Source organism: Sphingomonas sp. SP2 (genome assembly GCF_058313385.1).
Window position 1 is genome coordinate 50885 of the sequence record NZ_JBZFLD010000002.1, and the last position, 11700, is coordinate 62584.

15 protein-coding genes are annotated in these 11700 nt (G+C 68.0%); 9 read left to right on the top strand and 6 right to left on the bottom strand.

The window, feature by feature from the left end; genetic code table 11:
- Positions 1 to 82: 82 nt before the first annotated feature.
- From AC4GYU_RS10845 to AC4GYU_RS10870, 6 genes are all read left to right on the top strand, one after another.
- Positions 83 to 1174, top strand: coding sequence for a COX15/CtaA family protein (locus AC4GYU_RS10845; protein WP_491086966.1), 1092 nt, complete (start codon positions 83 to 85; stop codon positions 1172 to 1174).
- On the top strand, positions 1171 to 1500 hold the full coding sequence (gene cutA / locus AC4GYU_RS10850; RefSeq protein WP_491086967.1) for a divalent-cation tolerance protein CutA: 330 nt from the start codon (positions 1171 to 1173) through the stop codon (positions 1498 to 1500). Before AC4GYU_RS10845 ends, cutA begins: the two co-directional genes overlap by 4 nt.
- Positions 1497 to 1853 (top strand): bleomycin resistance protein, encoded by a 357-nt coding sequence (locus AC4GYU_RS10855; RefSeq protein WP_491086968.1) that lies wholly within the window; start codon positions 1497 to 1499, stop codon positions 1851 to 1853. Before cutA ends, AC4GYU_RS10855 begins: the two co-directional genes overlap by 4 nt.
- A 130-nt stretch (positions 1854 to 1983) precedes the next feature.
- Positions 1984 to 2463: a 50S ribosomal protein L13 gene (gene rplM / locus AC4GYU_RS10860; protein WP_491086969.1), complete on the top strand. Its 480-nt coding sequence runs from the start codon at positions 1984 to 1986 to the stop codon at positions 2461 to 2463.
- A gap of 1 nt (position 2464) precedes the next feature.
- A complete protein-coding gene (gene rpsI / locus AC4GYU_RS10865; RefSeq protein ID WP_491086970.1) occupies positions 2465 to 3049 on the top strand; it encodes a 30S ribosomal protein S9 in 585 nt (194 codons plus the stop codon).
- 128 nt (positions 3050 to 3177) lie between these two features.
- Positions 3178 to 3951: a dimethylarginine dimethylaminohydrolase family protein gene (locus tag AC4GYU_RS10870; protein ID WP_491086971.1), complete on the top strand. Its 774-nt coding sequence runs from the start codon at positions 3178 to 3180 to the stop codon at positions 3949 to 3951.
- Positions 3952 to 3962: 11 nt separating this feature from the next.
- On the opposite strand, the gene AC4GYU_RS10875 is transcribed toward AC4GYU_RS10870, so the two are convergent.
- Positions 3963 to 4388: a GFA family protein gene (locus AC4GYU_RS10875; RefSeq protein ID WP_491087352.1), complete on the bottom strand. Its 426-nt coding sequence runs from the start codon at positions 4386 to 4388 to the stop codon at positions 3963 to 3965.
- A gap of 110 nt (positions 4389 to 4498) precedes the next feature.
- Positions 4499 to 5524, bottom strand: coding sequence for an aspartate-semialdehyde dehydrogenase (locus tag AC4GYU_RS10880; protein ID WP_491086972.1), 1026 nt, complete (start codon positions 5522 to 5524; stop codon positions 4499 to 4501).
- 59 nt (positions 5525 to 5583) lie between these two features.
- Between AC4GYU_RS10880 and AC4GYU_RS10885 the strand changes: the two genes are divergently transcribed.
- Positions 5584 to 7848, top strand: a complete 2265-nt coding sequence (locus AC4GYU_RS10885; RefSeq protein ID WP_491086973.1) for a M20/M25/M40 family metallo-hydrolase — start codon at positions 5584 to 5586, stop codon at positions 7846 to 7848.
- Between the two features lie 64 nt (positions 7849 to 7912).
- Here AC4GYU_RS10885 and rplS read toward each other — a convergent pair whose 3' ends face one another.
- From rplS to AC4GYU_RS10900, 3 genes are read right to left on the bottom strand one after another with little or no spacing between them, the layout of a single operon-like run.
- On the bottom strand, positions 7913 to 8320 hold the full coding sequence (rplS, locus tag AC4GYU_RS10890; RefSeq protein WP_491086974.1) for a 50S ribosomal protein L19: 408 nt from the start codon (positions 8318 to 8320) through the stop codon (positions 7913 to 7915).
- Positions 8317 to 9054 carry a tRNA (guanosine(37)-N1)-methyltransferase TrmD gene (trmD, locus tag AC4GYU_RS10895; RefSeq protein WP_491086975.1) on the bottom strand — a complete coding sequence of 246 codons (738 nt, stop codon included), beginning with the start codon at positions 9052 to 9054 and terminating at the stop codon, positions 8317 to 8319. Before trmD ends, rplS begins: the two co-directional genes overlap by 4 nt.
- Positions 9051 to 9383: a hypothetical protein gene (locus tag AC4GYU_RS10900; protein WP_491086976.1), complete on the bottom strand. Its 333-nt coding sequence runs from the start codon at positions 9381 to 9383 to the stop codon at positions 9051 to 9053. Before AC4GYU_RS10900 ends, trmD begins: the two co-directional genes overlap by 4 nt.
- Before the next feature lie 62 nt (positions 9384 to 9445).
- On the opposite strand from AC4GYU_RS10900, the gene AC4GYU_RS10905 reads away from it, so the two are divergent.
- Both AC4GYU_RS10905 and AC4GYU_RS10910 read left to right on the top strand, forming a co-directional pair.
- Positions 9446 to 10432, top strand: coding sequence for an NAD(P)/FAD-dependent oxidoreductase (locus AC4GYU_RS10905; protein ID WP_491086977.1), 987 nt, complete (start codon positions 9446 to 9448; stop codon positions 10430 to 10432).
- Between the two features lie 152 nt (positions 10433 to 10584).
- Positions 10585 to 10875, top strand: a complete 291-nt coding sequence (locus AC4GYU_RS10910) for a GIY-YIG nuclease family protein (RefSeq protein ID WP_491086978.1) — start codon at positions 10585 to 10587, stop codon at positions 10873 to 10875.
- Between the two features lie 104 nt (positions 10876 to 10979).
- Here the strand turns inward: AC4GYU_RS10910 and AC4GYU_RS10915 are convergent, their stop codons facing one another.
- On the bottom strand, positions 10980 to 11606 hold the full coding sequence (locus AC4GYU_RS10915) for a histidine phosphotransferase family protein (RefSeq protein WP_491086979.1): 627 nt from the start codon (positions 11604 to 11606) through the stop codon (positions 10980 to 10982).
- Positions 11607 to 11700 lie beyond the last annotated feature (94 nt).

Sequence of the window (11700 nt, forward strand, 5' to 3'; positions counted from 1 at the left end):
GCAACATTAGGAAAGTTACAACATCACGGGTGGGACATTTGGTCCGCTTGCGCGTGATTTTCCTCCCGGCCATATGGCCGCCATGTCCGCTGCCCTGCCCGCGCTTCTTCCGCCGTCCGCGCGCCCGCGTGCGATCAGCAACTGGCTGCTGACCCTGTGCGGCCTCATTTTCGTGATGGTGGTCGTCGGCGGGATCACCCGCCTGACCGAAAGCGGCCTGTCGATCACCGAGTGGAAGCCGATCACCGGCGCCATTCCCCCGCTGACCGAGGCCCAGTGGCTGCGCGAGTTCGAGCTCTACAAGCGCATCCCCGAATATCAGCAGATCAACCGGGGCATGAGCCTCGACGAATTCAAGAACATCTTCTTCTGGGAGTGGATGCACCGTCAGCTCGGCCGGCTGATCGGTCTCGTCGCCCTCCTTCCCCTCGCCTGGTTCGCGGCGAAGCGGGCCATTCCCAAGGGATATGGCTGGCGCACGGGCAGCATCTTCATCCTCGTTTGCATCCAGGGCGCGATCGGCTGGTGGATGGTGGCGTCGGGCCTCACCCAGCGGACCGACGTCAGCCACGTCCGCCTCGCGGTGCATCTCCTCACCGCGCTCTTCATCTTCGGCTTTGCGCTGTGGACCGCGCTTGATCTCCGCGCCCCCGGCGCGGTGCCGCGGCGGGTCCCGACGATCGGCCTGTGGACCCTCGCGGCCCTCGCGGTGCAGCTCCTGTTCGGCGCCTATGTCGCCGGCCTCGACGCGGGCTATGCCTTCAACACCTGGCCGCTGATGGGGAGCGACCTCTATCCGGCCGGCGCGCCCTGGCTCGAACCCTTCATCCGCAACTTCGTCGACAATCCGATCACGGTGCAGTTCATCCACCGCTGGTGGGCCTTCGTCGTCCTCGCCTTCGCGGTGGTGCTGAGCCGCCGGGTCAAGCGCGTCGGCGGCCGGCTCCAGTCGATCCTCGTCCATGCCGCCATCGGGACCCAGATCCTGCTCGGCATCGCGACCCTGATGACCGGCGTCGACCTCCATGTCGCCGTCGCCCACCAGGCGACCGCCGCGCTCCTCCTCGCCAGCATCGTCGCCGCGGCGCACCGGCTGGCGGAAGCCTCGAGCGCGCCCGCCACGGACGGCATTGAAGAGGCAACGCTCGTCCCGAGCGCCGCCGGGGGACGATGACCCTCGTCTCCCTCTATTGCGTCTTCGCCGACGCCGACGAAGCGAACCGCATCGGCCGGCTCGTGATCGAGGAGCGCCTTGCCGCCTGCATCAACATCCTCGCCCCCTGCCGCAGCATCTACCGCTGGGAGGGCCGCGTCGAGGAGTCGAAGGAGGTGCCCGCCATCCTCAAGACGAACGCCGCGACCGCCGAGGCGCTGATCGCCCGCATCGCCCAGCTTCACAGCTACGACGTTCCCGCCATCACCGCCTGGCCGGTCGAGCGCGCCTTCGGCCCCTATGCCGACTGGGTCGCGGCCAACAGCACGCCCGAGCGTTTCGCATGAGCGACTGGCAGACCCCCAACCTTCCCTCGCGGGACTTCGACGTCACCGCCGCCTTCATGGCCCGCCTCGGCTTCACCTGCGCCTATCGCTCGGCCGGCTGGATGATCCTCCGCCGCGGCACGCTCCAGATCGAATATTTCCACCATCCCGACTTCGATCCCGAGAACAGCGGCTACGGCACCTGCCTGCGCCTCGACGACCTCGACGCCTTCTACCAAGTCTGCCTCGATGCCGGCATTCCGGTGAAGGACAAGGGCGCGCCCCGGCTCCACCCGCCGCAGCAGGAACCCGAAGTGCGCCGGGCGGCCCTGATCGACCCCGATTTTTCGCTGTTTCACCTCATCCAAAATTAGCAGGGTATCATTTTACCCGCCCGCAAACCGCCTGTTTTGCTTGACTTTCGGGCCCTCCACCGCGAATAGGCGCCCACAAGCGCTGTCCCTCGGGGCGGCGTTTTCCTTTGTTTCATGAGGTTTCGCAGCCATGAAGGCGCTGATGAAGACCACCAAGTCGGCCAAGCCGGCGGAGGTCGAGAAGAAGTGGCATCTGATTGATGCCGAAGGCCTGGTCGTCGGCCGTGTCGCCACGATCATCGCCAATATCCTGCGCGGCAAGCACAAGCCGAGCTTCACCCCGCACGTCGATTGCGGCGACCATGTCGTCGTCATCAACGCCGACAAGGTCCGCTTCACCGGCCGCAAGGCCGCGCAGAAGACCTACTACAAGCACACCGGCTACGCCGGCGGCCTCAAGGAAGTCACCGCGGCCAAGGTGCTCGAGGGTCGCTTCCCCGAGCGCGTGCTCGAGAAGGCGGTTGAGCGCATGATCCCGCGCGGCCCGCTCGGTCGCGACCAGATGCGCGCCCTGCATCTCTACAACGGCACGGAGCATCCGCACGCGGGTCAGGACCCGCAGGTCCTCGACGTGGCGGGCATGAACCGCAAGAACAAGGTGGGCGCATAACATGGCCGACAAGAAGTCCCTCGCCGATCTCGGCGCCCTGACCAGCCAGCCGGCCCCGGCTCCCGAAGCGGCTGCCGCTCCGGCCGAGACCGCCGCTGCCGACGACGCCGCTCCGGCGACCGACGCCGCTTCGGACGAAGCCGCGCCGTTCGTTCCGGCCGTCTCGGACGCTCCGTTGCGTGAGCAGCAGCTCGACAAGTTCGGCCGCGCCTATGCGACCGGCCGCCGCAAGGACGCCGTTGCGCGCGTCTGGCTGAAGCCGGGCTCGGGCAAGATCACGGTCAATGGCCGCGACCAGGAAGTCTATTTCGCGCGTCCGACGCTGCGTCTCGTCATCAACCAGCCGTTCGGCATCACCGACCGCGCCGGCCAGTATGACATCATCGCCACCGTCAAGGGCGGCGGTCTGTCGGGCCAGGCGGGCGCCGTGCTGCACGGCATCGCCCAGGCGCTGACCCGCTACGAGCCGGTGCTCCGCACCACCGTCAAGCGCGCCGGCTTCCTGACCCGCGATCCGCGCGTCGTCGAGCGTAAGAAGTACGGCAAGGCCAAGGCCCGCCGCAGCTTCCAGTTCTCGAAGCGCTAAGCTTTTTCCTTACTCGAACCGAAGAGGGCGTCCCGGTCGCGGGGCGCCCTTTTCTTTTTCCTGTCGGTCCGTTCAGGAACTCGCAGGCCCTCGCTTCGTCTCTTCAGGCAAGACCTTCAGGAGCGACGATGCCGACTGCCTTCACGCGGGGCCTGAGCCCGACCTTTGCCGCCTGCGAACTGACCCACCTCAACAGGAAGCCGATCGACCTCGACCGCGCCGAACGGCAGCACCGCGCCTACGAACAGGCGCTCGCGGGCGCGGGCCTCGACGTCGTCCGCTTGCCCGACCTGCCCGGCCACGCCGACGCGGTATTCGTCGAGGACACCGCCATCCTGCTCGGCGAGCATGCGATCATCACCCGCCCCGGCGCCCCTTCGCGCCGGGCCGAGGCCGACAGCACCGCCGACAGCCTTGCCGACCGCTTCACCGTCCACCGCCTGACCCGCGGCCGCCTCGATGGCGGCGACGTGCTGCGGATCGGCGACAAGATCTATGTCGGCCAGTCGCGCCGCACCGACTGCGCGGGGATCGTCAATCTCGCCGGCCTCGCCGGTCGCCTCGGCTACGAGGTGATCGAGGTGCCGCACGACAAGTGCCTTCACCTCAAGACCGGCGCCACTTATGCCGGCCATGACGCGACCGGGCGCGACGTCGTCCTGCTCAACCCCGACTGGATCGACCCGGCGGTGTTCGAGGACGTCTTCCTCCTCCCCAACTTCCCCGGCGACGACTTCGGCGCCAATGCGCTGCGCGCCGGCGACAAGCTCATCTACCCCGCCGCTTATCCCCGCACCGCCGAACGCCTGCGGGCGCTCGGCTTCGACGTCGAGGAAGTCGACATCGGCGAACTCGAGAAAGCCGAGGCCGGCCTTACCTGCATGAGCCTGATCGCGGACTGACCCCGCGATCCTCAGCCCTTGGCTTTCTCCCACCGGTCCTGCAGCGCGGCATAATCCTCGCTGCGGGTCTCGGGCAGGCCTTCGGTATTGAGCCAGGCGCGATGCATGCTCTCGGCGCCGAAATGCGACTTGGGCACGAAGCCTGACGGATCGTCGAAGGCCGCCACGGTGAGGTCCATCTTGTCGGTGCCCTCGAGATAGCGAAAGCCAAGGCTCGTCCCGCAGGCCGCACAGAAGGGCCGCTCGGCGATCGCTGAGCTGCGATACCAGTCGGGCTCGCTTTCCCATGTCACGGCGTCTTGGCGCACCCCGACCATTGCCAGGCTGACATTGCCGCTCGCCCGCTGGCACATCCGGCAGTGGCAGAGATAGGCGTGGTGATCGTCCGGCAGGTCCACCGTGAACCGTTTCGCCCCGCACGCGCACCCGCCGGTCATCTGGGTCACTTCCTGCCTCCTCCGTCACCCCGGACCTGATCCGGAGTCCCGCATACTACGCACGGCATAGAGGAAAGAAGCGGGCTCCCGGGTCAAGCCCGGGATGACGATCACGCCTTCTGCAGGTGCTTGCGCCCCAACAGCTCGGCGATCTGCACCGCGTTCAGCGCCGCGCCCTTGCGGAGGTTGTCACTCACCACCCACAGGTTGAGGCCGTTCTCGACCGTCGGATCCTCGCGCACGCGGGACACGAAGGTCGCATAATCGCCCACGCACTCGACCGGCGTCACATAGCCGCCCGGCTCGCGCTTATCGATCAGCATCACGCCCGGCGCCTCGCGCAATATGTCCTGCGCTTCCTTGGCCGAAATCTCGCGTTCGAACTCGACGTTCACGCTTTCCGAATGGCCGACGAACACCGGCACCCGGACGCAGGTCGAGGTCACCTTGATCCTGGAATCGAGGATCTTCTTGGTCTCGACGACCATCTTCCACTCTTCCTTGGTCGAGCCGTCGTCGAGGAAGTCGTCGATGTGCGGGATGACGTTGAAGGCAATCTGCTTGGGATAGAAGCCAGGCTCGACGCTGTCGCCGACGAAGATGTTGCGCGACTGGTTGAACAGCTCGTCCATGCCCTGCTTGCCCGAGCCCGATACCGACTGATAGGTCGAGACCACCACCCGCTTGATCCCGGCCGCATCGTGGAGCGGCTTCAGCGCCACGACCATCTGCGCGGTCGAGCAATTGGGATTGGCGATGATGTTCTTCGCCTTGTAGCCGGCCAGCGCCTCGGCATTCACCTCGGGCACGATCAGCGGCACGTCCGGGTCCATCCGGAAATAGGAGCTGTTGTCGATCACGATGCAGCCTGCCGCCGCCGCGCGCGGAGCATGGACCTTGCTGACCGCCGAACCCGCCGCGAACAGCGCGATGTCCCAGCCGGCAAAGTCGAAATGCTCGAGGTTGGTGACCTTGAGCTCCTCGCCATTGTCGCCGAAGTCGATGATGTCGCCCTGGCTGCGCGCCGAGGCGACCGCCGCCACCGCGTCGATCGGAAACTGCCGCTCCGACAGGATCTGCAGCATCTCGCGCCCGACATTGCCCGTCGCGCCGACCACGACGACCCGATAACCCATGCTTGTTCTCCTTGGACGCGCCTCTATCGTCCGGCTGGCCATGTGGCGAGGGGGAAGCGATGCGCAAGATGCTGTGGCTCGGACTGGTCGTCGCTGGGCTGCTCGGCCTGATGGCCGCGACCCGCTGGCTGACCCTGCCCCCGCCCGTCCGCACCGCCAGCGCCCCTGACCAGTTCGACGCCGTCCGCGCCAAGGCCCGGCTTGCCCGCCTGCTCGGCGACGAGGCCCCCCACCCCGCCGACAGCGCCGCGAGCGACGGCGTCCGCGACCGTCTCATCGCCGAGCTTCGCGGCATGGGGCTCAGCCCCCGCATCGACGACCGCTTCGCCTGCAACAACCTCCACAAGCAGTCGGGCGTCGCCTGCGCCCGGGTCCGCAACATTCTCGTCACGCTGGGCGAGCGGCCGGGCGCGAAGCATGTCCTCATCAACTCGCATTATGACAGCGTCCCCGTCGGTCCCGGCGCGAGCGACGCAGGGCTCGGCGTAGCGAGCATGCTGGAAACGGCCTTCCTGCTGAAGGATCGCGCGCTTCCCCGCCCCGTCACCTTCCTCTTCAATGAGGGCGAGGAACTGGGCCTGGTCGGCGCCCGCGCCTTTCTCGACGGCGATCCGTTGCGCGACCGGGTCGACGCGCTGATCAACCTCGAGGCGCGCGGGACGACCGGCCCGGTCAACATGTTCGAGACCTCGGTCCCCAACGGCGCGGCGGTGCGCCTGTTCGGAAATAGCGTCGCTCACCCCGTCGCCAACAGCCTCGCCGTCAGCGCCTACCGGCTCATCCCCAACTACACCGACGTCAACAGCTTCGCCGAGAGCCGGAAATGGCTGACGCTCAACTTCGCGCCCATCGGCAACGAGACCCGCTACCATTCGCCGGGCGACAATCTGCAGGCGATGGATGTCGCGACGCTACAGCACATGGGCGACCAGCTGCAGGCGACCACGACCGCGCTCGCCGCCGGGCCGCCGCCGACATCGCGTACCTTCGACAACCTCCTCTTCATGAACATCGGCACGCGCTGGCTCTTCACTTTCCCCTTCAGCCTCGCGCTCGGGCTCGGCGCCGCCTATCTCGCCGGCCTTGGCATCCGTGCCGCGCGCAAGGGCGGGACCGACCTGCGCTGGCTCGTGACCGTTCCGCTGCTGCTCTGCGTCCCCCTCCTCGCCCCCGCCTTCGCCTGGCTCGGGCTGGCAGGCGTCGGGACGCTCCGCGATGGCCAGTTCTGGCGCGCGGTCCCGCAGGCGAGCGAGCTCGCCATCTACGCCGGGGTCATCGCCGCGGGCCTCCTCGTCCTTTCCGTCAGTCGCGCCAGCCAGTCCGCGCTGCGCCGCGCCTGGTGGACGCTCTACCTGCTACTCGGGCTGCTGCTGACCTTCTTCGCGCCGGGCGCCCTGGTCTATTTCTTCGTGCCGCCTTTGCTCTTCCTCATTGGGGCCATGAACCAGCAACGCTGGCGCCATGCCGAGCTTGCCGGCAGCCTTGCCGCCACCTTCTTCACCTTCGTGACGCTGGGCGCGATGCTCGGGCTCCTGCAGGACCTCGCCAACAGCGGCCCCTTGTGGATCTTCGCCATCCTCGGTGCGCTCGTCCTCATGCCCTGGCTGATCGAAGCGCGGCCGCTTGTAGAGGACTTTGGGCTCCGCCGGGCGCTCCCGGCGGCCATCGCCCTTGCCGCGCTTGCCTGGCTCCCCGCCGCCTTCGCCCCCGCCTACAGCGCCGACCGCCAGCAGCAGTGGACTCTCCAATATGTGCTCGAGGCCGGCAAGCCGCCGGTCTGGTCGATCGTCAACGATCGCAAGCCCTTGCCCGCGAAAGTTCACAAGCTCGGTCAATGGCGCCAGGGCCTGCTCCCACTGGGCAAACGACAGCGCTGGATCGCCCCCGCGCCCATCCAGCCTGGCTTTGCCGCGCCGTCGCTCGAACCCGTCGGCGACATTCCGATCCTCAGCGCGCCGGTCTCGGGCGGTCCCGGCACGCCGATCGGTCGATCCCAGCTCTTCCGCCTTCGCACCAACGGCGCCGACAGCGTGGCGCTGACCATCGACAAGCAAGGCGCACTCATCGGCGGCGGCTTCAACGGCCGCGCGGTGCTGCTCAAATCCGGGACCAAGGCCCCCTACAGCCTGACCTGCACCGGCCGCAGCTGCGACGGCGCGGTGCTCCAGCTCGATCTCGGCCTCGCGCCCGTCAGCGTCCAGCTCACCGCCACCCACTGGCGCCTTCCGCCGGCCGCCGCGCCCATCGCCGCCGCACGGCCCCGCTTCGCCCGCCCCCAATATCTTCCCGACGCGACCATCCTCGTCAGCCGCCTGAAGCTCTGAGCCAAAGAAAAAGGGCCCGACCTTGCGGTCGAGCCCCTGTTTCCTTTGCGCTGGTTCGCGAAGCTTAGGCTTCGGTCGAACCCTCGGCCTGGGCGGTCGCCTTGGCCGGACGCACGTCGCGGCGCTCGGCGATACGCGCCGACTTACCGGTGCGGCCACGCAGGTAATAGAGCTTGGCGCGGCGGACGACACCACGGCGGACGACGGCAATCTCTTCGATCGACGGCGAATAGAGCGGGAAGACGCGCTCGACGCCTTCGCCAAAGCTGATCTTGCGAACGGTGAAGTTCGAGCCGATGCCCTTGTTCGAGCGGGCGATGCAGACGCCCTCGTAATTCTGGACGCGGGTGCGCTCGCCTTCGACGACGCGGACGCCGACGCGGAGCGTGTCGCCCGGACGGAAGTCGGGGATGGCGCGCTTGGCGGTCAGTTCGTCGATCTGCTCGCGCTCGAGGGTCTGAATCAGGTTCACTTGTTCTTGCCTTCGTCTCGTTGCCGCGCACCAGAGGGCGACGCCTGCGAGACGCCCCCATGGCGCTCGTACAGGTCCGGCCGCCGTAGCCGTGTATCCTCGATCGCGCGCGACTTGCGCCATGCAGCGATCTTCGCATGATCCCCCGATCGCAGCACTTCGGGGATCGTGCGCCCTTCCCATGTCACTGGTCGGGTATAATGCGGATGTTCGAGCAGCCCCGTTTCGAAGCTCTCGTCCACACCGCTATCGGGGGCGCCCATTACGCCGGGAAGCAGCCGAACGCAAGCATCGAGCAGCACCATCGCCCCGAGCTCGCCCCCCGACAGGATATAGTCGCCGATCGAGACCGGCTCGACGTCGCGCGCCTCGAAGATCCGCTCGTCGAAGCCCTCGAACCGGCCGCAGAGGATGATCGCCCCCTCGCCCGCCACCAAGTCGCGCACGCGCTCCTGCGTCAGCGGAGCCCCGCGCGGGCTCATCGCCAGGACCGGCCGCCCGTCCGCGACATGATCGATGGCGCTCGCCAGCACGTCGCAGCGTAGCACCATCCCCGCGCCGCCGCCCGCCGGCGTGTCGTCGACGGTCCGGTGCCGGTCGATCGCGAAGTCGCGGATATTGGTCGTCTCGAGGCTCCACGTCCCCGCCTCGAGCGCGCGGCCGGCAAGGCTGGTGCCGAGCGGCCCCGGAAACATGTCGGGATAGAGGGTGAGGACACTCGCGCGGAAGGTCATGCCGCCGCCGCCCGTCCGCCGAGCCAGGCTCCCGCGAGCCCGGCCACGAACGCCACCAGCGCAACCATCCCGCCCATCGTCAGCATCGCCATCAGCGCCAGATCGTCCCACCCGTCCTTCGGCCAGGCCGCGGCGACATAGGCCATGCCCGCGATCGTCCCGGCGAGGATCAGTCCCGGCGCGAGGCTCGCCGCCGCCAGCCTCCGCTTCACACCGCTCCACGCCGGCCGCCGCCGCTCGAACAGCCCGTCGCCGACGAAGCCCGCGATCAGCCCGGCGAGGGCGACCGCCATCCACACCCACCAGCGCACTACGACGAAAAAGGTCATGCCGGGCTCTTAGCCCCAGCCGGCGGGAACCGCCAAGCCGCGCCGCTCATTACGCCCGCGTCATGGCCAACGAACAGATTCACGACGTCCTCATCATCGGCGGCGGGCCCGCCGGCCTCACCGCCGCCATCTATCTCGCGCGCTTCCATCTCGACATCCTCGTGATCGACGAGGGCAAGAGCCGCGCGAGCTGGATCCCGTGCAGCCACAACCATGCCGGCTATCCCGACGGGATCAACGGCAAGGAGCTCTTGGAGCGGATGCGCGCGCAGGCGCAGAAATATGGCACCAGCATCGAGACCGGCCGGGTCCACCGCCTCGACAAGGAGGAGGACGGCCTGTTCGCCGCCGACTGGGGAGCCGGCCCGCGCCAGGCCCGCGCGATCCTCCTCGCCACCGGGCTCACCAACCGCAAGCCGCCGATGGACCCCGAGCTCCACGACGTCGCCATGGCCCGCGGCCTCATCCGCTATTGCCCGATCTGCGACGGCTTCGAAGTCACCGACAAGCGCGTCGGCGTGATCGGCTCGGGCAGCGGCGGGGTCGGCGAGGCGATCTTCCTGCGCAGCTACACCGCCGACGTCACCCTCATCGCCCCCGACCGCAAGCTCGACATCGACGAAGACGACCGGACCCGCCTCGAAGCCGCCGGCGTGACCCTTGTCGACGGCCCGGCCGAGGCGATCGGCTGCGTCGAGAATTGCATCACCATCGACACCGCCGACGGGCTCCTCACCTTCGACAGCATCTATCCGGCGCTCGGCAGCGACACCCACATCCAGCTCGCCGAGATGCTCGGCGCCAGGATCAGCCCCGAGGACGGCTGCATCGTCTGCGACGAAAAGATGCGCACCAGCGTCGAGGGCCTCTACGCCGCGGGCGACGTGGTCCACGGCCTCGACCAGATCAGCCACGCCATGGGCGAAGGCGGGCAAGCCGCCACCACCATCCGCAACGACCTCGCCGCCAAGACCCCAATGCTGCGCCAACCCGCCGTCCCGGCCAAGGGCGAAACCGAGCGCGAGCGTATCGAAGTCGGGGAAGACTGAGGGACAGCGCCAACGCTGAACATACTGTCCCCCTGCGAAAGCAGGGGCCCAGTTCCCTTTCTCCGAGCAGAAGTGAAGAAGGCCCTGGGCTCCTGCTTTCGCAGGACAACAGCCTAGGTTACGCTCCCAGCGCTCGGTCGGAGGGACCCTCCATGAAACCGGGCTTCGTCTACATCATGGCCAGTCGGCTCAACGGCACCCTCTACACCGGCGTGACCAGCAATCTCGTCCAGCGCGCCCACCAGCACCGGACCGGCGCGCTTCCCGGCTTCACCGCCCGCTACGGATGTAGATTGCTCGTCTGGTTCGAAGCCCACGACGACCTCCAGGTCGCTCGGACCCGAGAACTGCAGATCAAGCGCTGGAAACGGGACTGGAAGCTGAGCCTGATCGAGCGCGACAATCCCGACTGGCGCGACCTCTACCCGATGATCCTCGCCTGACTGTCCCCCTGCGAAGGCAGGGGCCCAGTAAACTTCTCGCGCTCATCCCATTACGACGAAGCCGGAAAGGCACTGGGCCCCTGCCTTCGCAGGGGAACAAGGCCCTAGAACGTCGCGCCCATCAGCAGCACCGGATGGTCCGCCGGCGACAGGCGCAGCTTGCCGCCCGCTTCGCTGATCAGCGCATGCGCCAGCCACGCCCCCGCCGCGCGGGGTTCGACGGTGCCCGCGGCGCCGCGTTCGAGCGTGGCGCGAAGGTTGGGGTCGAGCAGCAGCCGCGGCCCTTCGGCGCGGATCACGATCTCGGTCCCGCTCGGTCCGCGCTCGGCGCCGATGTCGAGCTGCCCGCCGCGGACCAGCGCATCGCCCGCGACCAACGCGAGGTTCAGCAGCACCTTCACCACGTCCTTGGGCAATTTGTCGTCGCTGACCATCCAGCCCAGCGTGATCTTCTTCTCGGCCCCGAACAGCCCCTCGAGCGCGGTCCGCGCCTCGCGGGTCTCGATCTCCTCGCCGAAGCCGCCGCCGGCGCCGAACGCGAGGCGGAAGAACTTCAGCTTGGCGGCGCTCGCCCGGGCGCTCTCGGCGAGCAGCTCGAGGCAGCGCTCGCGCATCTCGGGGTCCTGCTCGTCGGCCATCAGTTCGAGGCCGTTGTTGAGCGCGCCGACGGGCGAGAGCAGGTCGTGGCACAGCCGCGAGCAAAGCAGACTGGCGAGTTCGATCGCATTCATGGTTCGGGAAGTGGCTCATGCCGGGTCCCGGCGCAAGGAGCGATCCATCCGCGGCGGCTTGCAAAGTAGGATTTCGCATGATGAGTGGAGGGCG

Coding starts and splice junctions, on each gene's coding strand:
- AC4GYU_RS10845 (WP_491086966.1), top strand. CDS start 83: ATGTCCGCTGCCCTGCCCGCGCTTCTTCCGCCGTCCGCGCGCCCGCGT.
- cutA (WP_491086967.1), top strand. CDS start 1,171: ATGACCCTCGTCTCCCTCTATTGCGTCTTCGCCGACGCCGACGAAGCG.
- AC4GYU_RS10855 (WP_491086968.1), top strand. CDS start 1,497: ATGAGCGACTGGCAGACCCCCAACCTTCCCTCGCGGGACTTCGACGTC.
- rplM (WP_491086969.1), top strand. CDS start 1,984: ATGAAGGCGCTGATGAAGACCACCAAGTCGGCCAAGCCGGCGGAGGTC.
- rpsI (WP_491086970.1), top strand. CDS start 2,465: ATGGCCGACAAGAAGTCCCTCGCCGATCTCGGCGCCCTGACCAGCCAG.
- AC4GYU_RS10870 (WP_491086971.1), top strand. CDS start 3,178: ATGCCGACTGCCTTCACGCGGGGCCTGAGCCCGACCTTTGCCGCCTGC.
- AC4GYU_RS10875 (WP_491087352.1), bottom strand. CDS start 4,388: ATGACCGGCGGGTGCGCGTGCGGGGCGAAACGGTTCACGGTGGACCTG.
- AC4GYU_RS10880 (WP_491086972.1), bottom strand. CDS start 5,524: ATGGGTTATCGGGTCGTCGTGGTCGGCGCGACGGGCAATGTCGGGCGC.
- AC4GYU_RS10885 (WP_491086973.1), top strand. CDS start 5,584: ATGCGCAAGATGCTGTGGCTCGGACTGGTCGTCGCTGGGCTGCTCGGC.
- trmD (WP_491086975.1), bottom strand. CDS start 9,054: ATGACCTTCCGCGCGAGTGTCCTCACCCTCTATCCCGACATGTTTCCG.
- AC4GYU_RS10900 (WP_491086976.1), bottom strand. CDS start 9,383: ATGACCTTTTTCGTCGTAGTGCGCTGGTGGGTGTGGATGGCGGTCGCC.
- AC4GYU_RS10905 (WP_491086977.1), top strand. CDS start 9,446: ATGGCCAACGAACAGATTCACGACGTCCTCATCATCGGCGGCGGGCCC.
- AC4GYU_RS10910 (WP_491086978.1), top strand. CDS start 10,585: ATGAAACCGGGCTTCGTCTACATCATGGCCAGTCGGCTCAACGGCACC.
- AC4GYU_RS10915 (WP_491086979.1), bottom strand. CDS start 11,606: ATGAATGCGATCGAACTCGCCAGTCTGCTTTGCTCGCGGCTGTGCCAC.